At 28.8% G+C, this 19,758-nt stretch carries 19 protein-coding genes and 1 rRNA gene; 2 read left to right on the top strand and 18 right to left on the bottom strand.

All coding sequences use genetic code 11. From position 1 onward, the window contains the following. Nucleotides 1-31 precede the first annotated feature (31 nt). Entirely contained in the window at nucleotides 32-2,602 is a 2,571-nt protein-coding gene (gene clpB, locus ACRC8M_RS12790; RefSeq protein ID WP_438529487.1) for an ATP-dependent chaperone ClpB, read from the top strand. A gap of 64 nt (nucleotides 2,603-2,666) precedes the next feature. Then, nucleotides 2,667-2,783 (top strand): 5S ribosomal RNA (gene rrf, locus ACRC8M_RS12785). Nucleotides 2,784-2,860: 77 nt separating this feature from the next. Here rrf and ACRC8M_RS12780 read toward each other — a convergent pair. The 18 genes from ACRC8M_RS12780 to ACRC8M_RS12695 all read right to left on the bottom strand — a co-directional run bounded on the left by ACRC8M_RS12780 (nucleotide 2,861) and on the right by ACRC8M_RS12695 (nucleotide 19,644). Next, the gene (locus tag ACRC8M_RS12780; protein WP_438529486.1) at nucleotides 2,861-3,181 is read right to left on the bottom strand and encodes a cell division protein SepF; all 321 of its coding nucleotides are present in this window, start codon (nucleotides 3,179-3,181) and stop codon (nucleotides 2,861-2,863) included. Between the two features lie 36 nt (nucleotides 3,182-3,217). After that, entirely contained in the window at nucleotides 3,218-4,159 is a 942-nt protein-coding gene (locus ACRC8M_RS12775; protein WP_438529485.1) for a DHH family phosphoesterase, read from the bottom strand. Next, nucleotides 4,156-5,061 carry a YitT family protein gene (locus tag ACRC8M_RS12770; protein ID WP_438529484.1) on the bottom strand — a complete coding sequence of 302 codons (906 nt, stop codon included), beginning with the start codon at nucleotides 5,059-5,061 and terminating at the stop codon, nucleotides 4,156-4,158. Before ACRC8M_RS12770 ends, ACRC8M_RS12775 begins: the two co-directional genes overlap by 4 nt. A gap of 17 nt (nucleotides 5,062-5,078) precedes the next feature. Next, nucleotides 5,079-7,001, bottom strand: a complete 1,923-nt coding sequence (hprK, locus tag ACRC8M_RS12765) for an HPr(Ser) kinase/phosphatase (protein WP_438529483.1) — start codon at nucleotides 6,999-7,001, stop codon at nucleotides 5,079-5,081. Nucleotides 7,002-7,012: 11 nt separating this feature from the next. Beyond that, entirely contained in the window at nucleotides 7,013-7,201 is a 189-nt protein-coding gene (locus tag ACRC8M_RS12760; protein ID WP_438529482.1) for a hypothetical protein, read from the bottom strand. Then, complete coding sequence (locus tag ACRC8M_RS12755) at nucleotides 7,201-8,436, bottom strand: bifunctional folylpolyglutamate synthase/dihydrofolate synthase (RefSeq protein ID WP_438529481.1); 1,236 nt, start codon at nucleotides 8,434-8,436, stop codon at nucleotides 7,201-7,203. The genes ACRC8M_RS12760 and ACRC8M_RS12755 overlap by 1 nt, the downstream gene beginning before the upstream one ends. Before the next feature lie 23 nt (nucleotides 8,437-8,459). Then, a complete protein-coding gene (locus ACRC8M_RS12750) occupies nucleotides 8,460-9,155 on the bottom strand; it encodes a 5'-methylthioadenosine/adenosylhomocysteine nucleosidase (RefSeq protein WP_438529480.1) in 696 nt (231 codons plus the stop codon). An 8-nt stretch (nucleotides 9,156-9,163) separates the two neighbouring features. Beyond that, entirely contained in the window at nucleotides 9,164-10,039 is an 876-nt protein-coding gene (locus ACRC8M_RS12745; protein ID WP_438529478.1) for a lysophospholipid acyltransferase family protein, read from the bottom strand. A 101-nt stretch (nucleotides 10,040-10,140) separates the two neighbouring features. Further along, a complete protein-coding gene (locus tag ACRC8M_RS12740) occupies nucleotides 10,141-11,325 on the bottom strand; it encodes a L,D-transpeptidase family protein (RefSeq protein WP_438529477.1) in 1,185 nt (394 codons plus the stop codon). A 10-nt stretch (nucleotides 11,326-11,335) separates the two neighbouring features. Beyond that, nucleotides 11,336-12,781 carry an Asp-tRNA(Asn)/Glu-tRNA(Gln) amidotransferase subunit GatB gene (gene gatB / locus ACRC8M_RS12735; RefSeq protein ID WP_438529476.1) on the bottom strand — a complete coding sequence of 482 codons (1,446 nt, stop codon included), beginning with the start codon at nucleotides 12,779-12,781 and terminating at the stop codon, nucleotides 11,336-11,338. Continuing rightward, nucleotides 12,781-14,226 (bottom strand): Asp-tRNA(Asn)/Glu-tRNA(Gln) amidotransferase subunit GatA, encoded by a 1,446-nt coding sequence (gene gatA / locus ACRC8M_RS12730; protein WP_438529475.1) that lies wholly within the window; start codon nucleotides 14,224-14,226, stop codon nucleotides 12,781-12,783. Before gatA ends, gatB begins: the two co-directional genes overlap by 1 nt. Before the next feature lie 21 nt (nucleotides 14,227-14,247). Then, nucleotides 14,248-14,538: an Asp-tRNA(Asn)/Glu-tRNA(Gln) amidotransferase subunit GatC gene (gene gatC / locus ACRC8M_RS12725; protein WP_438529474.1), complete on the bottom strand. Its 291-nt coding sequence runs from the start codon at nucleotides 14,536-14,538 to the stop codon at nucleotides 14,248-14,250. 18 nt (nucleotides 14,539-14,556) lie between these two features. Beyond that, a complete protein-coding gene (locus ACRC8M_RS12720) occupies nucleotides 14,557-15,261 on the bottom strand; it encodes a pseudouridine synthase (protein ID WP_438529545.1) in 705 nt (234 codons plus the stop codon). Next, the gene (gene scpB / locus ACRC8M_RS12715; protein WP_438529544.1) at nucleotides 15,248-15,781 is read right to left on the bottom strand and encodes an SMC-Scp complex subunit ScpB; all 534 of its coding nucleotides are present in this window, start codon (nucleotides 15,779-15,781) and stop codon (nucleotides 15,248-15,250) included. Before scpB ends, ACRC8M_RS12720 begins: the two co-directional genes overlap by 14 nt. Before the next feature lie 14 nt (nucleotides 15,782-15,795). Beyond that, nucleotides 15,796-17,292, bottom strand: coding sequence for a hypothetical protein (locus ACRC8M_RS12710; protein WP_438529473.1), 1,497 nt, complete (start codon nucleotides 17,290-17,292; stop codon nucleotides 15,796-15,798). A gap of 11 nt (nucleotides 17,293-17,303) precedes the next feature. Beyond that, the gene (locus ACRC8M_RS12705) at nucleotides 17,304-18,350 is read right to left on the bottom strand and encodes a rod shape-determining protein (RefSeq protein ID WP_438529472.1); all 1,047 of its coding nucleotides are present in this window, start codon (nucleotides 18,348-18,350) and stop codon (nucleotides 17,304-17,306) included. A 21-nt stretch (nucleotides 18,351-18,371) separates the two neighbouring features. Next, a complete protein-coding gene (locus ACRC8M_RS12700; RefSeq protein ID WP_438529471.1) occupies nucleotides 18,372-18,950 on the bottom strand; it encodes a Maf family protein in 579 nt (192 codons plus the stop codon). Beyond that, nucleotides 18,880-19,644: a hypothetical protein gene (locus ACRC8M_RS12695; protein ID WP_438529470.1), complete on the bottom strand. Its 765-nt coding sequence runs from the start codon at nucleotides 19,642-19,644 to the stop codon at nucleotides 18,880-18,882. Before ACRC8M_RS12695 ends, ACRC8M_RS12700 begins: the two co-directional genes overlap by 71 nt. Nucleotides 19,645-19,758 lie beyond the last annotated feature (114 nt).

Raw genomic sequence — 19,758 nt, 5'->3', positions numbered from 1 at the left:
TTTAATTATCTTTTATTAAGAGGTGATATTTATGAATCCAAATAATTTTACAGAAAACTCGATGCTTGCATTAACTGATGCACAAACTATTGCACAAACTTATATGCAGCAAAGTATTAAACCCGAAATTTTAGCACTAGCTTTAGTTGCTCATAAAGAGGGATTAATTGTTAGAGTTTTAACAAAAATGGGAGTTAATACAAACTCTTTACAAAATAGTTTAGAAGATCTTTGTAATAAACTTCCAAAAATTCAAGGAGCTACTAATACTTCAATTGGATTGGACTCTAAAACAAACGAAATTTTAATGGAAGCTCAAAAACTTATGCAACTAATGGGAGATTCCTATATCAGTGTAGAACATATTTTTCTCTCTTTACTTGACAACACCAATTTTTTAGCAAGATTAGGAATTGACCGTATTCTATTTGAAAAAACTATTTTAGATATCAGAGGGAATAAAAAAGTGGATTCTCCTAATCCTGAAGTTAAGTATGAAGTTTTAGAAAAATATGGTCGAGATTTAGTTGAATTAGCTCGTCAAGGTAAAATTGACCCTATTATAGGTCGTGATGGTGAAATTAGAAGAACCATCCAAATTATTTCTAGAAGAACTAAGAACAACCCCGTATTAATTGGTGAACCTGGAGTAGGTAAAACTGCTATTGCTGAAGGTTTCGCACAAAGAATATTAAATGGAGATGTTCCAGACTCTTTAAAAAATAAAAAGGTCTTCTCTTTAGATATGGGTTCACTAATTGCTGGTGCTAAATTTAGGGGAGAATTTGAAGAGCGTTTAAAAGCGGTTTTAAAAGAAGTAGAAGATTCTAATGGTGAAATTATTCTATTTATAGATGAAATACATACAATCGTTGGAGCTGGAAAATCTGATGGTGCTATGGACGCTGGTAACTTATTAAAACCTATGTTGGCAAGAGGAGAAATAAAAGTTATTGGAGCAACAACCTTAGATGAATATAGAAAATATATTGAAAAAGATCCAGCTTTAGAAAGACGTTTTCAAGTAGTTATGGTTAATGAACCAACTGTTGAAGATACAATCTCTATTTTAAGAGGTATTAAAGAGAAATTTGAAGTTTATCACGGTATAAGAATAACTGATGGTGCTATTGTTGAAGCTGCTGTTCTTAGTCACAGATATATCCCTGATAGACAATTACCTGATAAAGCGATAGACCTTATAGATGAGGCTGCCGCTATGATTAGAACCGAGATGGACTCTATGCCAGAAGAGTTAGATCAATTGACAAGAAAAGTTATGCAATTAGAAATTGAAAAAGAAGCTCTAAAAAAAGAAACTGATCCGTATTCTAAAGAAAGACTTGAAATTTTAGAAAAAGAACTTTCTACCTTAACAGAGCAGAAATCACTTTTAAAGGCACAATGGGAAAATGAAAAACAAGATTTAAATAAAGTTAAAGATATTAAATCTGAAATTGAAAAAGTTAAACTTGAAATTTTAGAAGCTGAAAGAAAATATGATTTAAATAGGTTAGCAGAGCTAAAATATGGTAAATTAGCTACTCTTGAAAAAGAGCTTCTACAAGAACAAGAGCGTCTTGAAGAAGTTCCAATTAACAGACTTGTTAAGCAAGAAGTTGGAGTTGAAGAAATTTCAGAAATTATATCTAAATGGACTGGTATTCCACTTTCTAAACTTATGGAAAGTGAAAAAGAAAAACTTTTACAATTAGAAAATAATTTAAACGCTAGAGTGATAGGGCAAGAAGAAGCTGTTAAAGCTGTCTCAGAAACTATTTTAAGAGCTCGTGCTGGACTTAAGGATCCCAATAGACCTATTGGTTCCTTCGTGTTTTTAGGACCTACTGGAGTTGGTAAAACTTATTTAGCTAAATCATTAGCCTATTTCCTATTTGACGATGAAGAAAATGTAATAAGAATAGATATGAGTGAATATATGGATAAATTCTCAGTTACTAGACTTATTGGTGCTCCTCCAGGATATGTTGGATATGAAGAGGGTGGACAGTTAACTGAAGCAGTTAGAAGAAAACCATATTCTGTTATTCTATTTGATGAAATTGAAAAGGCTCATCCAGATACTTTCAATATTCTTTTACAAGTTCTAGATGATGGTAGATTAACTGATGGTCAAGGAAAGGTTGTTGACTTTAAAAATACTTTAATCATTATGACATCTAATATTGGAAGCCATTTAATTTTAGAAGATCCTAGTTTAAAAGAGGAAACTAGATTTAATATTAATCAAATGCTTCTTTCTAATTTTAGACCAGAATTTTTAAATAGAATTGATGAGACTATTATATTTAGAGGTCTTGGACTTAAAGAGATTAAAAATATTGTTCATCAACTTCTAAAAGCTTTAGAGAATAAATTAAAAGATAGAAAAATCAATTTTAAGATTACTGATAATGCTATCGAATTTTTAGCTAAAACTGCCTATGATCCACAATTTGGAGCTAGACCATTAAGAAGATATATTCAAAAATATATTGAGACTGAAATAGCTAAAATTATTTTGAGAAGTGATGTTAAAGAAAGAGAAACTGTTGAAGTTGACTATAGAGATGAAAATCTTGTATTTAATATTATTCATTAGAAAAATGGGCTAAGGCCCATTTTTTTTGTTGACATTTCTTAAAAAAAATGGTATTATTATATAGCTTGGCAACGATAGCTACGGAGGTACACCCAGCAACATTTCGAACCTGGAAGTTAAGCCCGTAAACGCCGAAAGTACTTGGGGGGCAGCCCCCTGGGAGGATAGGTAGTTGCCAAGCTTTTTTATTGGCTGATTAAATAAAAAACTAAAAATATCTTAATGTAAAAAAGGGACTTTTAAAAAGTCCCTTTTTATCTATCTTCTATTATATCTTGGAATAATCTCTTCCTCTTCATCAAATCTTGGATTTGTTATATTATTTGATAACTCTTTATAATCTAACTCATACGATTTATTTTTTGGAATTGAACAATATATTTTATCTCCAGGATTAATTATTTGCCCCTCTTGTATATGCACAGCACCACTAATAAAATCTAGAACTCTCTGAGATTTCTCAGAGTCTAAATCACATAAGTTTATATGAACTATCTTTTCAGATTTTATATGCTCTACGCATTTTAAACAATCCTCAAATCTAGTAGGTTTTAAAAAAATTATATCAAAATCTGCCATTTACACACCCTCCTTTTTTATAAAATTATACACCATTTATAAATTTTCTACTACTTTTTTTATAATTTCCTCTGATGAAAGCTCAGTTGTAAAGCCTGCTGCCTTTATATGACCTCCACCGCCAAAAATTCCTGCTATTTTATTAACATCTATATTATGCTTACTTCTTAAACTACCTTTTATTTTTCCACTATCTTCCTCTCTCAGAAAAAGAGAAACTTCACTTCCACTATAATTAATTAACTCTTCTACAATTCCTTCTGTATCATCTTTTATAGCATTTAAACTTTTTAATGCTTCAAAAGATAAATAGAAATACATTAATTTTTTTTCCTCTACAAATACCATTTCACTTAATGCTTTTCCTAAAACTTTCATTCTTTCGTAAGATTTTGTTTTAAAAAAATCATTTACAATTTTATTATTATTTACACCTATTCCCATTAATTCAGAAGCTACTAAAAATGTTTTATCAGTTACATTACTATGAGCAAAGTTTCCTGTATCATTTACTAATCCTAAGTAGATCGCTTCCCCCATCTCTAAAGTAATCTCTATATCCAAATCTTTTAAAATTGAATACATAATCTCTGAGGTTGATGAAATATCTTTTACTATATTAATATCTCCATATTTCGGATTACTTATGTGGTGATCTATATTTATTTTAAATATATCTCCTACTAATTTTGCAACTTTTCCTACTCTTTCTACTGTAGCAGAATCAACAAAAATAGCTAGATTATAATTTGGGTCTATAACATCCTCTATTTTTTTTATTCTATCGCATCCTTTTAAAAATGCTATATTTTTTGGAACATCATCTTGTAAAACAAAATCTATTTTTTTCTCTGGATATTTTTTTTCAAGTCCTAATAAAAGAGCTAATCCAGCTCCTACTGTATCTCCATCTGGATTTACATGCCCTACAATAATTATATTATTGCTCTGGTCTATCTTTTTCTTTATTTCTTTCATTCTTTTTCCTTTCTATTTTTTAAAGTACTATCTACATCAAAAGTATAACCTCTTCCTAGTACTTCATGAACATCTGAAACAACAACAAAAGCTTCTTTATCAACCTCTGTTATAAGTTCTTTTAATAAAAAAATCTCTCTATTTCTAAGAACTGTTGTTACCACATCTCTTCTACTCTTCGAATATAATGCTTCTGCTTGATAATAATTTCCTGTTTTCCCTAAATCTTCAACAATTATTTTTCGTACTTTTTCAACTTCAGAAGTTACTATGTATGCCATTTTAGCATTTCCTAATCCATTTATTAGTTTATTTATAACAATCCCTGTAGTATACAGATTTATCAGTGCATACAATGCCTTTTCTGCACCAAAAATATATGCTGCTAATAAAACTACCGTTGAGTCTATCAATATCAATGCTTGCCCAATTGGAATTCTAAAAAATTTATTTAAAATTCCTGAAATTATATCACTTCCACCTGTTGTTCCACCATTTTTTATAACAGTCCCTAGTCCGATTCCCATTAAAAGTCCTCCATATAGAGTTCCTAGAAAAATATTACTGGGATTTGTAAAATCTATAATTTTATCTATTTCTGGTACAACCTTTTTTATCAATTCAACGTTCAAAGATAAAAATGAAATTCCAGCTAAAGTTTTAGCTCCATAAGATCTTCCAAAAATTTTAACTCCTATTATAAATAATGGTATATTTATAACAAATATTAATGTTCCAACAGGTATTCCTGTTACATAGTTTATTAAGATTGAAAGACCTGTTGCTCCACCAGGTGCCAAATTAGATGGTACTAAAAATGCATTTATGGCTATTGAAGCAATTAATGTCCCTATATAGATGTAGATATACTCTCTCAAAATCTTAAGTTTTTTTCTTTTCAATTTAAATCCCCCGATTCTTAATCATTATAATTTTTATTTTTTAATTCTTTTAAGTAAACCTCTTCCGAATTATACCCCATTCTCTTGGCCATAAGATTCATTACAGCAATCTCTACCATAGCTGCTGCATTTCTACCAGAAGATATGTATAATTTTATTTTAGGAATTTCATTTCCTAATAAAACCTCTGTTGATTCTTGATAGTCCATAGCAGTTAAATAATCTTCACTTTTTAGCTCTTGAAGCTCAATTATCATATCAAGTCTTTTACTAATTCTAACTGCTCCTACACCATACAACGCTTTAACATCAATAATTCCTAATCCACGTATCTCCATGAAATATGGTAATTTTGATGCTCTTCCTGTTATATCACCTATTACACCTTTTTCAAATCTAACTGAATCATCAGCTATTAATCTATGCCCTCTATGAATAAGCTCTAAAGCTGTTTCACTTTTTCCAATTCCACTTTTTCCCGTTAAAAGAACTCCAAATCCATATAATTCAACAAAAACTCCATGTACAGAAGTTGACGGTGCAAAATAATTTTCTAAATAAGCACTAAAAGTAGCCACAACATGACTTGGTCTATCTAATTTTGTTTCTAATAATATAATTTTCTTTTCAATAATTTTATTTAAGAAATAATCTGGAATATTTTTAACCCCAGAGATTATAATTGCTGGAAAATCTTCATCTAAATATTTCTCTAAATTTTTTTCTTTATCTTTCGGTGGTATGCTATCTAAATATTTAAATTCAGTTTCAGTAAATAATTGTAAACCTTTATACCCTTCCTCTTCGTACATATCAAAATAACCTGTAAGAGCTAATGATGGTCTATAAACTCCTGTTGTTGTAATATATCTATTATCTAAAAACTCTTCTCCATTTAAAACATTTAAATTAAATCTAGATTTTATATATCTAACTGGCATACTTGTTTTATCGTCCACAACTAAACCTCTCTTTTTATTTTCTCTGTTTTCTTCAATTAATTTTTTAGACTCTTTCCAAAAATACTCTGCTGAATTTACTCCAGTTTTCTTCAACCTATAGTTTATTGCTGCTGTTTCAATTATAATAGCTAAATTTCTACCTTTTCTTACTGGTAATGTCACTTTAGGTATCTTTAATCCTAAATACTCTTCATACACTTCATCTAATCCCAATCTATCATAAAATTTTTTTTCATCCCATTTCTCAAGTTCAACTAGTAAAGTTATTTTTTTTCTTTTTCTTGTACTTTTTATTCCAAAGTGTGTTGTAACATCTATATCATTACCATCTTTTCCAAAGAGATAGAAATGACTATCACCACTTTCTTTATCTGCTGTGTTAGACCCTAGTATAAATCTATTGGCTATATTTTGAACTTTTAATCTGGTATCTGTTATAAATTTATGACCTCTTTCTAAAAGTTCCACTGTTGCACCAAGTCTTGCATCCTCATAACCTTTTAGTAGTATTCCAACTCCATATATATCAAGTAATATACAGTTATCAATTATCATCTCTTCAGCCAATACTTTCTGCAAATAAAATTTAGCATTTCTGATAAATTCAATAGTTTTATTATTTGATTTTAATACAGGTTTTCTATATTTTTTAGCTATCTCTACAATTTCATCTACTATATTATTTTCCATAGTTACAATTAATGTAGGAAAAGGATAACTTAAATATTTTTCAAGAATCTCTTTTCTTTTAGTTTTTTCCATTCGTTCTAAATATCCAATCTCTTTTCTACCTAAAACATTAATATTACTTTGTAACTCCTCTCCCTCTGAAAAAAAGCCACTTAATTCATAACCTACTCTATAGACACTCTGAGTTTTTATCTCTTTCTCCATATTTACATCTATTAATGGAATCAACCCTAAAACACTTGCTAAATCTTTAACTTTTGGAAATTTCCTCACCCAAATTCTTTCCATTTCAAGCTCCTCTAGTTATTTTTATAGAAATCATTACTTCTCTCTTTATATGTCTCATCGATTTTTTCTAAAAACATGTTTTTGTGTTGCTCTCTTTTTATATATTCATTCCTTAAAATAATCATGTGCTCATATAAAAAATATCCGATCACTAAAACTATTACGAATGTAAAAATTTTAAAAAAAATTCTACTCTTCATTATTTTAATACTTCCTCTTTAAATTTACTCAATAAATAAAATGAACCACAAAGTAAAATAACTTTCTTATTGTCTTTTTTAGCTAAATTAAATGCTTCATTTATATCTTCTTTATAGTCTTTATCTATTTTATTAGATTTTTCAAACAGTTCTAAAGCACTTTGCCCTCTGGAATTTTCAGCTAATGATGTAAATATAATTTTACTTACATTGTTTTCTAAAATTTCTAGAATTTTTTTAGAATCTTTATCCTTTAAGATTGACACTATTGCTACAATATCATTCTTTTTAAACCCTACTTTTAAAGTATCACAAAGTGTTTTCATGCCATCTTCATTGTGGGCTCCATCTAATATAAGAACATTTTTATCAGTAGATATTATTTCGAATCTGCACTGCCATTTTACTTTTTCTACACCTTTTTGTATCACCTCTGGTTTTATCCCTAACTCGTTTAAAACTTCATAGGCACACAAAAAATTTTTATATTGGTAATCTCCAAATAATGAAAAATTATATGAAATACTATCTATTTCAATAACTGTTTTATATTTTGTAAAATCTAAAACATATTTAGAGTTTTTATATTTTTCAATTACGTTTGTATAAGTTTTAGTTTTCTCTTCAATTCCTTTTAGAAATTCTAAATCAGAACTTCCTACAATGACTTTAGAGTTTTTCTTTATTATTCCAGCTTTTTCACAAGCTATTTCATATATATTTTTTCCTAAAAAATCAGTATGATCTAAACTGACATTTGTAATCACACAAATATCTCCCTCAATAATATTAGTAGCATCAAATCGTCCACCCATACCAACCTCTATTACTGCATACTCCACTTTTTTATCAGAAAAATATTTAAACATCATAGCCGTTGTAACTTCAAAAAATGTTGGAGTTAATTTTAAATCTTCAACTACTGATTTTACATAAGAATAGTAATGTGCTATATCTTCGTCACTTATTTCAATACCATTAACTGATATTCTTTCGTTAAATTTTAAAATATGGGGGGATGTATATTTCCCAACTTTTCTTCCATCTTCTATTAAAACCCGCTCCACTGTTGTTGATGTTGAGCCTTTTCCATTTGTTCCAGCCACATGGATAGTTTTATAATCTTTTTGAGGATTTCCCATAGCTTCACAAATATCTTCAATATTTTTCAAACCTAGTTTTATTCCATGCAGTGAATAGGAATATAACTCGTTCAATAGTTTTTCAATATCCATACATTTCCCCCTTGATATACAATTTATATTAGTTCTAACATTCCTTCTATTATTATTTTTGAATTTTGTGCTGCTAATTTTACAAATTCATCAAAATTCATATTTGCATCGTGATTAGCTTTATCTGATATTGATCTTATAATTACAAACGGCTTATTTAAAACATAACATACATGTGCTACTGATGCCCCTTCCATCTCTGTACACTCACCTATAAATGTATCTCTCAACCATTTTATTTTATCATTTGATGCCACAAATACATCTCCACTTACAATTGTTCCTGTAAATACTCTTTCTTTTCCAAAATTCTTTTCAGCTACATTTTTAGCTAACTCCACTAATTTTTCATCTGCTTTAAATTTAGAGTTCTCCATTCTAGGAATTACTCCATGATCATATCCAAATGCTGTACAATCAAAGTCATGCTCTATTAAATCTGTTGATACAACTATATCTCCAATATTTATATCTGGATTCAATCCTCCAGCCACACCAGTAAATAAAACTTTATCAACTTTAAATTCCTGAATTAATAGTGTTGAACATATTGCAGCATTTACTTTTCCAATTCCACACTCAACTAATACAATCTCTTTTCCTAATAAAGTTCCTCTATAAAACTTATATCCTCCTAGCTCTCTAGTTTCATTTAAAACCATAGCCTCTTTTAATTGAATTACCTCTTCATTCATTGCTCCAATTACACCTAATAACATTTTTCCTCCTAGCCTTTTATATTCTCATTTTTTATTTTTTTATAAAGTTTCCATCTGTCATGGAACCACATCCATTGATTTGGATGATTTTTTATTATATTCTCTATTGTATTCATCATAAGCTGAGTATTTATTTTGACATCATTTTTAAATGAGTTTGTTCTAACTAACTCTAACTCTTTTGTAAAATATGTTGTACAAGTATTATCCTCATGCATAACATTATAACCTATAACTATTGGTAAGTTATGTTTTAATGCTATATTTATAGCTCCTGTTGGCGAAACAGTATTTTCTCCAAAAAAACTAACTATTGCTCCTTTATCTCTATGATCTGAAAATAAAGCAATTACATTTTTTTCTTCTATTTGCTCTAATAAATCTCTAGAAGTTTGCTTAGATTTTTTTAATAATATTACATTTAATTTTTTTCTTGCTTCTGTTATAAAATTATCTATGTATGGATTTCTTTGAGCTTTTGCTACAGTTACACTTTTGTATTTCTCACCAGCTTTTAAGGTAGCCTCCATATTTCCCATATGTATAAGAGCAACAACAATTCCATTTCCGCTCTCTTTTATTGAAGATACTCTCTCAAAATCTTCTAATTCTACATTTGTTTTCAAGTAATCTTCAAACCATAGTGTTGAAATAAAAGCTTTTGCCATTATTTTATACGACTCTTTTGCGATTTTTTTTCTTTCTTTATATGTCTTATCTGGAAAAGCCAGCTTTAAATTTGCCAAAGCTATCAATCTTCTCTTCTTTATAAGATAATAACCCATAATTCCCAACTTCTCAGCAAATTTAAACCTTGTTTTTTCTGGAAATAGAAGTAAAATATAACGAAAAATTTTAAATATTAAATACTGAATTTTATACATTTTTTATCACCTATCTCTATTAATTTAACAAATTTATTATATCATAGAATAGAAAGTTATGCTATTTTTATAAGAAAGGGTGAGCTATCGCTCACCCTTCATTAAAATACTATAACCATTACATTTTCATCTGGCCTTTGTTCATTAGATTTTCTATTAACTTTTCCATTTGTTACCCAGTCAAAAAGAAACTTAATATGAGATTCCATATTTCTAATACACTTTCTAGTTCCTTCAACTGTTCCTAATGTTCCATCTTTTTCTCTCAAGAAAAAGTCTCTATTTATATTTTCTTCAAAGTTAATTGGTGTTCCATGAATATATCCTCCACCTGAAAAACGTATTGCATATTTTGCCATTCCAGCTGCATTATTGTACTCATCTCTATAGCCCATTTCATACTTTAATACTGGAACTATAAAGTATCCTCTCGGAGTTTCAAATCCTAAAGTACTTTCCATACCAGTTTTATTTAATGTATAAGAGATTAACTCCCACTGACCTTCAGAATTCTTTTGGAAAACACCTTGATTTTCATTTTCTAAGTCTATTACAATAGCTTTTCTAAAGTTTGCATTAACTGCAGGATATCTTGTGATAGCATTTTTACTTACCTTTAATGGTTTTTCTGCAATTGAAAGAGTATTTACATACACATCATTACCACTTGTCGATTCTACTGACATTAATGATCTATCTGGTATAAATATTGTTTCTCCATTATAACTTGCTCTGGCATTTTGATCTGCTGAAACTCCATATTTATCCTTGTCTCTACTCATATTCTGATTACTAGGATTTGGAACGTATGTATTTATTGATACCAGTTCTTTTCCTTTTGCAGCTTCTGATTGTAAAAATTGTGAAAGTTTATGTACTCTACTATTCATCTCTTCAAATTTAAATCTTCTCAATGTAACTAACATTGCCGAGATATAACCCTCAACTTTACTTCCTTTTTTATCTTTTAGCTCTACTTTATACCACTCATTTCCATTTGATTCAACTTTTTCTAAAACCTTTAATTTTGTATTAAATGGAAATCTTACAATCTCTTTAGAATATATTGATGAATCCTGTCTAATGGGTGCATCTACACTTTTTATAAAAACATAGTTTAAATACTCTGGCTCAGCCTCATTATTCATTATATTTACGTGAACACTCATTGGTATTACGTTTTCGTACTTCTCTTTTAACGTTTTAGTAACAGCATGAAGTGGTTGTGATAAAAAAGTAAGTCCTAAAATCATAATCCCTAAAGAGATTAATTTGCTTTTTTTCATTATAACCCACCTATTTTAATTTCGATTCCATTAGTTCTGTAACTATCTTAGGATTTGCCTTTCCTTTTGATAATTTCATAACTTGTCCAATTAATCCTTTTAAAACTCTTGGTTTTCTACCCTCATCAGAGTTTTTAAAGTCTTCTACCATCTTAGGATTTTCAGCTAGTACTTGATCTACTATTCCTTCAATCTCTCCTAAGTCAACAACTTGTATCATCCCTTCTTCCTTTACTATAACTTCTGGATCTCTGTCATCATTTAATTTTATAGTAAATAACTCCTTAGCTATTTTAGAAGAGATAATCTCTTTTTGAATAAGATTTATTATTTTTCCTAAATCTTCAGAATTTATTTTAGATTCCTCTATAGATTTACCGCTCTCTTTTAAATCTCTTAAAACTTCAGTCATTATCCAGTTTGATGAAAGTTTCGCATTATTAGTAACTTTTACTACTCTTTCAAAATAATCAGCTAAATCAATCTCATCTGTTAATATGTTAGCATCATATTCTGGTAGTCCATAAGCTTCAATAAATCTTTTTAATTTTGCCGATTTTGATTCTGGCATTAATTCTTTTACTCTTTCAATCTCCTCATCTTTTATAACAAGCTTTTGAAGATCTGGCTCAGCAAAGTATCTATAATCCATTGCATCCTCTTTACTTCTCATTATTCTTGTTACTTGAGCATCATCATCCCAAAGTCTAGTTTCTTGATCAATAGTTCCACCATTTTCAATAGCTTCAATCTGTCTTCCTATCTCATAATCAATAGCTCTTGCTACTGCTTTAAATGAGTTTAAGTTCTTTACTTCAACTCTTTTTCCAAAAACTTTACTTCCTTTTTCCATAACAGATATATTTGCATCACATCTTAGAGATCCTAATTCCATTGATACATCACTTATTCCAGTGTATTTTATTGTACTTTTTAAAAGATTTAAATACTCATAAGCTTCTTCAGAACTTCTCAAATCTGGTTCAGATATTATTTCTAAAAGAGGCATTGATGCTCTATTGAAGTTTATTAATGATTCAGATCCCGCGTGTATAGATTTTCCTGCATCCTCTTCTATTTGTATTCTAGTGATTCCAACAGTGAACTCTCTACCTGAATTTAACTTTACATCTAAAAATCCCTTTTCACAGTATGGTTTTTCAAATTGAGTAATCTGATAATTTTTAGGAGTATCTGGGTAGAAATAATTTTTTCTATCAAATCCACTTACATTATTAATTTTACAATTTAAAGCTAATGCTGCTTTTACTGCATATTCAACTACTTTTTTATTTAACTTTGGTAACGCTCCTGGATGCCCTAAACATATTGGACATGTGTGTGTATTTGTTGGTGAATTATCATAGTCTGCACTACATCCACACCAAACTTTTGTTCCTGTTTTTAATTGAAGGTGTACTTCAAGTCCTATTACCGATTCCCACTGTCTCGCCATTACACTCTCTCCTTTATCGCTTTTTCAAAAGCATCTCCTGCTTTTAAGATATCCTTTTCTCCGAATGCTTTTCCTAATAATTGTATTCCAACTGGTAATCCTTCAGTCATTCCTGCTGGTATTGAAATTCCTGGTATTCCTGCTAGGTTTGCTGGTATCGTAAAGATATCCTCTAAGTATAACTCTACTGGAGTCTTTTTAGCATCCAGTCTAAAAGCAGGTCCTGGCGTTACTGGAGTGAATATAATATCAACTTTTTCAAAAGCTTTGTCAAAATCATTTTTTATTAATCTTCTAACTTTTTGAGCTTTCTTAAAATATGCATCAAAGAATCCTGCACTTAAAACATATGTTCCTATCATAATTCTTCTTTTTACTTCATCTCCAAATCCTTCACTTCTAGATTTTGTATATAACTCATCTATATTTGAAGCATTTTTTGTTCTATGTCCATATCTAACACCATCAAATCTAGCTAAATTTGAACTAGCTTCTGCTGGAGCTAACACATAGTATGTTGGAGCTGCATATTTTGTATGTGGTAATGATATTTCTACTATCTCTGCACCTAAAGATTTAAAAGTTTCTAAAGCTTCATCTACAACCTTTTTTACTCCTGGATTTAGTCCCTCTATGAAGTATTCTTTCGGCACACCAATCTTCATTCCTTTTATATCTCCAGTTAAATAATCTAAATAGTTTGGAACTTCCACTTCCTCAACTGTAGAATCATAATCATCTACCCCTGCCAATGTATTTAGAGCTAAAGCTACATCTTTAACTGTTTTAGCAAATGGACCAATCTGGTCTAGAGATGATGCAAATGCCATAAGACCATATCTAGAAATTCTTCCATAAGTTGGTTTTAATCCAACCACTCCACAAAATGATGCTGGTTGTCTGATACTTCCACCTGTATCTGATCCTAAAGATATATAGCATTGATTTGAAGCAACTGATGTGGCTCCTCCTCCACTACTTCCTCCAGGAACTCTATCTAAATCCCAAGGGTTTTTAGTTGTTTTTTCATAAGCAGATGTTGTTGTTGTTGAACCCATAGCAAATTCATCCATATTTGTTTTTCCAATTATTATTGCATCTGCATCTTTTAATTTCTTTACAACTGTAGCATCATATATCCCTTCATATCCCTCTAATATCTTAGAAGCTGATTGTGATGGTTCTCCAATTGATACCATGTTATCTTTTATCGCCACTGGAATCCCTGCTAAAGCTCCCACAGTTTCTCCATTTTGTATTTTCTTGTCTACTACTTTTGCTTCTTCTATAGCTTTTTCTTTTCTAAGAGATACAAAACTTCCAATCTCACCATCAGTTTCTTCTATTCTATCAAAAATAGCTCTAACAACCTCTTCAGATGTTAATTCTCTATTTAATATCTTTTCTTTTATTTCAAAAGCTGTTAACTCGTATATCTTTTTCACAGAAAAATCCTCCTTTAAAATTTATTCTCCAACTACCTTAGGTACTATCAATGCTCCATCCTCTGAAGCAGGTGCATTTTTCATAGCTTCCTGAACAGTTAAAGACTCTTTTATAATATCTTCTCTTAACTTAACTCCAGTTTCATGAATTTGTACCAATGGTTCAACCTCATCAGTATTTATTTCCCCTAAAACATCTATATACTCTAATATATTATTTAGGTCTGCTTGGAATCTTATAATTTCCTCTTCATTAAATTCTAATCTTGCTAATTTAGCTACGTTTAGAACCTCTTCTCTTGTTAAAGACATCTATCTTCCTCCTGTATTCTATAATGATTTTAAATATTTTATCTCTTGTGATGTTAATTTTCTATATTTTCCCATCTCTAAATTTCCTAAATTTATCTTTCCAATAGCTTCTCTTCTTAAATATACTACTGGATGTTTTACTGCATCAAACATTCTTCTAACTTGACGATTTTTACCCTCTCTAATAGCTATTATAACTTCACTTCTACCCTGAGCTCTCTTCAGTATCTTTGTCTTAGCAGGAAGTGTTTGCCCATCTTCCAAGTTTATACCTTTTGCCAATCTTGAAAGATCTTTATCTCTTATTTCACCTTTTACAATTGCAAAATATTCCTTATAAACTTCTCCTTTTGGATGTATAACTTTATTGAAGATATCTCCATCATTTGTCAAAATTATAGCCCCTTCTGTATCGGCATCTAATCTTCCTATTGGATATAATCTTTCCTTAGTATCTATTAAATCTGTAACTGTCTTTCTTCCTCTATCATCTTTTGAAGCACTTAAAACACCTTTGGGTTTATTTAATAAAAAATAAACTTTATTTTCTGATTTTGTTTTTTCAAATAGCTGTCCCTTTATATAAATCTTATCTTTATCCGTAACTTTTTGTCCTGGTGTAACATCATTTCCATTAACTTTTATATCTCCATTCTCAACAAGCTTATCTATCTCTCTTCTTGACGCATAACCACTCTGGGCTAAGTACTTATTTATTCTCATTGGTTCCATTTAATTTCTCCTTCATATCTTCATATTGTGGTAGTTCATCTACCGATGAAATTCCTAGATAACCTAAAAACTTATCTGTTATTTCATATAAATTTGGTCTTCCTATAGTTTCTCTTTTTCCACAAATTCTTACAAATTTTCTTTCCTCTAAAGTTTGAACCACTCTATCTGTGGAAACACCTCTTACTGCTTCTATTTCACTCTTAGTTATAGGCTGACGATAAGCTATTATTGATAATGTTTCTAAGGCAGCGTTTGATAATTTTTTAGGTTTTGCATCTTGTTTAAAATATAGATTTACTATTTCTCCGCATCTTGGATTTGTTATTAAATAAACAATTTCTTGATCTATCTCAATATTTATTCCTGTATTAAATCGCTCTTTTTTTAACTCTTCTAAAATTTGTAGAATTTTTTCTATAGATACTGAAAAAAACTTACTTAAATCTCTTATTTTTATTTCGTCTCCACCTAATAAAAGTATCGACTCTATCTGTTCCTTTATACCAATTATTTCTTCTTTAATCATATTAATCCCCTATATTGAATATTTATCAAATATAAATACACTTCTTCTAAATCTAATTCATTATATTTTTCATTATAATTGATAAAATAATCTATATTATAAAATATTTTATCACTTTCAACTATATAATTATTTTTATATAATAATAGTGATAAACTTAAATTAGCTTTACTATCTATATTATCATCTTTTTTTAATAATCTAATCAAATTTTTTGTATTTTCTAATAATTTATTTATATTTTTTATTTGATTCTCTTGTGACAAAATATCTAAATACTTTATATAGTTATTATCTTTAATAATTCCAGAAGAGTTCAATATTTCTTTTTTTACTTTTTCACTTATATCTTCTTTCATTAATTCTATTTCATTAAATAACAACTCATCTTTTTGTAAGTTTTCTATCTCTAATAAAAAATTATAAAATACCAGACTATTTTCTAACCAATCGCCCTCTTTATTTGTTATACTTTTATAAGATTTTTGAATATCCTCTTTAACTTTTATAAAATTATTTTTTAGTAATATTTTAGCATCACTATTCTCTTTTAAATTGGATAATTTTATATAGTAATAATATGTAAATATATTTTGAATACTGTCGCCTCTATCAAAGTTAAATTCTGGAATCAATCTTTCTCTATTTAATATACCATTTAAATATATGACTTTCAATTGCTCCATATACTTTGCTCTACTCATGTTCATATTTAAACTGTTTTGATTACTAAAAGATATCAAATAAAGTTTTTTTATTTGGTTAATAACTGTGCCTCTTAAATAATAATATTTTTTATTAAAGTTATTCCAAAATTTCTGTTCTCTAGCCATAACTTCTGTAAAAGAGATATTTAAAAATCTTGGTTTCTTTTTACTAAATACTATTTCTAAAGAATCATCTTTTTTGTTCTTAATATCTTTTACTAAGTATATTCGTTCATTTAACCCTTTTAATAAAGTAGTTTCCAATGACTTTACTTTAAAGTTTTCAAAATCTCTTTCTGTTGCTACAAGAATATTAGATTTATCATCTTTAGAGAGATTCAACATATCATATTTATAATACCCATCTTTATTTTCAACATTTCCTTCTAAGATTAATGGAGAAAATTTATAAACTAATTTATATGGTTCATCCCATTTAACACCATTTAAATTAGTATAAATAAACATATCATTCTTATTTTCATTGGATAATACTATATATGATTCCACAATATTATCATTGATATTGTATTTCATATAAAAAATATTCTTACCATCTATAAATTTTGTTTGTGTATAGTAATCTCTTGCTCTATATATTTTATAATCTTTTATTAATAATATTTGTAAATTTGATAATATATCTTTTCTAAACTCTTTGGCTTGGATATTTGTCAAAACATTATTTTTGCCATCATAAAAAAGAGCTATCTCACCATTTGTGATGAGATAGTTCGCTCTCAATATTGAAGATATAAATAAAAATAGTAATATTACTCTCTTCATAGTGCCTCTTTTTAATAGTCACTTTCAGGAGAAATTAAAACTCTTTTATATTTATCAAATTCTTTTAAAAGTTGTTGAATTCCGTTTACAACTGCATTTAAAGGATCTTCTGCAACAGTAACTTCTAAACTTAAGCTCTCAGCTATTCTCTTATCAATTCCTCTCAATAGAGCTCCTCCTCCAGCTAAATAGATTCCTTTTCTTTTTATATCAGAAGATAATTCTGGTGGAGTTTTTTCAAGAATACCCTTTATCTCTTCTATTATTAAAACTACAGCTTCTTCTAAAGCTTCAGCAATTTCAGATGAATAAACTTTTACATTTTTAGGTAATCCACTTAATGCGTTTCTTCCACTAATTTCAATAAAAATATCCTCTTCTAAATCTGTTACTGCTCCAACAGCTATTTTTATCTCTTCAGCTGTTTTTTCTCCAATAAACAGATTATGTTTTTGTCTGATGTAATCTATAATTAAAGAATCAAATTTATCTCCAGCTATTTTTAGAGATGATGTTTTTACTATCCCTGCTAAAGATATTACTCCAATTTCAGTAGTTCCACCGCCAATATCAACAACCATATTCCCTTCAGGCTCAAATATATTTAATCCAATTCCAATTGCTGCTGCCATAGGTTCCTCTATTAAGTATGCTTCTCTTGCCCCTGCTTCTCTTGTCACATCCATAACAGCTCTTTTTTCAACTTGAGTTACTCCTGCTGGAACACAGATAATAACTCTTGGGCTTGATAAACTTCTTCCTCTATTTACAACTTTATAAAACTCTCTTAACATTTTCTCTGTTATTTCATAATCTGCAATAACTCCATTTTTTAGTGGTCTTATAGCCTCAACTGTATGAGGTGTTCTTCCAATCATCTGCTTAGCTTTATCTCCAACTTCAAAAATCTCTTTTGTTTTTGTATTTATAGCTACAACTGATGGAGCATTCATTATAACTCCTTTATTTTTTACACAGATTAATGTATTTGAAGTTCCTAAATCTATTCCTAAATCATCTGAAAATATTCCTAAAACTTTTCCAAATATTTTTTTCATTACAACTCTCCTTAAATTAATTTATATTTTATTTAAACTTTCTATTGGTATTTTTAACTCGTTTAAAGTTTTTATAAAATGATTTATTGGAAACCCCATAATTGCAAAGAAATCTCCATCTATTTTATCTACAAAAATTGAACCTAATCCTTGAATCCCATAAGCCCCAGCTTTGTCCATAGGCTCTCCACTTTTTATATACCATTCTATCTCTTCATCACTGATCTGCTTAAAATAAACCGTGCTCTCTACAGAATTTGTTATTTTTATGTTTTTTTCTAAATTTATCAATGTATAAGCCGTTATCACTTCATGGCTTTTTCCAGAAAGAGATTTTAACATTTTTTCAGCATCCATTTCACTCTTAGGTTTTCCCAAAACTTTCCCATCTATCACAACAACTGTATCAGCTCCTACAACAAACTCTTTGGGATTTTCTACAGCCACTGCCATAACCTTTTTTAAAGAAATATCTTTTATTTGTTCTACAATCTCTACTTCATCACTTTTTTCTTCTATATCTTTACTTTCAATTTGCAGTTGAAATCCCAACTGTGCTAATATCTCTTTCCTTCTCGGAGATTTGGATGCTAGTATCATCGTCTTCATCTATCCTTTCTTTATCTATTTCCATTTCTAAATGATCTTTTTCCTGATAAGCTTTTTGAATACTACATATTTCATCATAGATATCTTTTTCTAACTTAGCTTGTTTCTCTAATCTAATTTGCTCCTCTTTTAATCTTTTTTCCTCTCTGACTCTAAGGATTTGTCCTTTAAAAAAATTAATAACTGATACAATTAATTTTCTTATCATTTTTCCACAAATTACAATCACAGAAAGAAAAATTATAAAAATCAAACTACCTACAAACACATTAGTTTTAACATTTGGAAATATCTTTAAAAATGTATATAATTCAATATAACCTAAATTAATATTTAATAGACCAACTTGAATAACATACTGTTGAGTTGAATCTATTGTTCTTTCTGTTTGTTCTTTTAAACTATCTAATAAATAAAGATATCCTGTAGCTATTCCTAAAATAATCATAAAAAATAATCTCGTTTTCAAAACAACTCTTTTATTTGGATTTTTCATAAACATTGAAAAACCGTATCCTACTAAAAATATCCAAAGTAACTTTTCATATATTCCAAAATACTCTTTTATATATAGATATATATTATTTATTTGCAAAAGATTAGGATAAAAATATCCTAAAAAAAAGTAAATCAATGAAATTATATATATATATTTAAAACTAAATAACCACTTTATTTTTTTCATTCAAGCACCTTTTTATTAAACTTTTTTCATATTATTGTACCATAGAGATATATAGTTTTCAAGCAATTAAGATTTGGATAAAAAAAAAGTAGACTTCGTTGAAGTCTACTGTTA

Source organism: Cetobacterium sp. (assembly GCF_051653945.1).
Taxonomy (GTDB): Bacteria; Fusobacteriota; Fusobacteriia; order Fusobacteriales; family Fusobacteriaceae; genus Cetobacterium_A.
This window is presented reverse-complemented; position numbering and strand designations above follow the sequence as displayed.

Coding starts and splice junctions, on each gene's coding strand:
- clpB (WP_438529487.1), top strand. CDS start 32: ATGAATCCAAATAATTTTACAGAAAACTCGATGCTTGCATTAACTGAT.
- ACRC8M_RS12705 (WP_438529472.1), bottom strand. CDS start 18,350: ATGAAAAAAATATTTGGAAAAGTTTTAGGAATATTTTCAGATGATTTA.
- ACRC8M_RS12700 (WP_438529471.1), bottom strand. CDS start 18,950: ATGATACTAGCATCCAAATCTCCGAGAAGGAAAGAGATATTAGCACAG.
- ACRC8M_RS12760 (WP_438529482.1), bottom strand. CDS start 7,201: ATGAAGAGTAGAATTTTTTTTAAAATTTTTACATTCGTAATAGTTTTA.
- gatB (WP_438529476.1), bottom strand. CDS start 12,781: ATGGCGAGACAGTGGGAATCGGTAATAGGACTTGAAGTACACCTTCAA.
- ACRC8M_RS12755 (WP_438529481.1), bottom strand. CDS start 8,436: ATGGATATTGAAAAACTATTGAACGAGTTATATTCCTATTCACTGCAT.
- ACRC8M_RS12740 (WP_438529477.1), bottom strand. CDS start 11,325: ATGAAAAAAAGCAAATTAATCTCTTTAGGGATTATGATTTTAGGACTT.
- ACRC8M_RS12745 (WP_438529478.1), bottom strand. CDS start 10,039: ATGTATAAAATTCAGTATTTAATATTTAAAATTTTTCGTTATATTTTA.
- ACRC8M_RS12775 (WP_438529485.1), bottom strand. CDS start 4,159: ATGAAAGAAATAAAGAAAAAGATAGACCAGAGCAATAATATAATTATT.
- ACRC8M_RS12720 (WP_438529545.1), bottom strand. CDS start 15,261: ATGAGAATAAATAAGTACTTAGCCCAGAGTGGTTATGCGTCAAGAAGA.
- hprK (WP_438529483.1), bottom strand. CDS start 7,001: ATGGAAAGAATTTGGGTGAGGAAATTTCCAAAAGTTAAAGATTTAGCA.
- ACRC8M_RS12780 (WP_438529486.1), bottom strand. CDS start 3,181: ATGGCAGATTTTGATATAATTTTTTTAAAACCTACTAGATTTGAGGAT.
- gatC (WP_438529474.1), bottom strand. CDS start 14,538: ATGTCTTTAACAAGAGAAGAGGTTCTAAACGTAGCTAAATTAGCAAGA.
- ACRC8M_RS12710 (WP_438529473.1), bottom strand. CDS start 17,292: ATGAAGAGAGTAATATTACTATTTTTATTTATATCTTCAATATTGAGA.
- ACRC8M_RS12750 (WP_438529480.1), bottom strand. CDS start 9,155: ATGTTATTAGGTGTAATTGGAGCAATGAATGAAGAGGTAATTCAATTA.
- ACRC8M_RS12695 (WP_438529470.1), bottom strand. CDS start 19,644: ATGAAAAAAATAAAGTGGTTATTTAGTTTTAAATATATATATATAATT.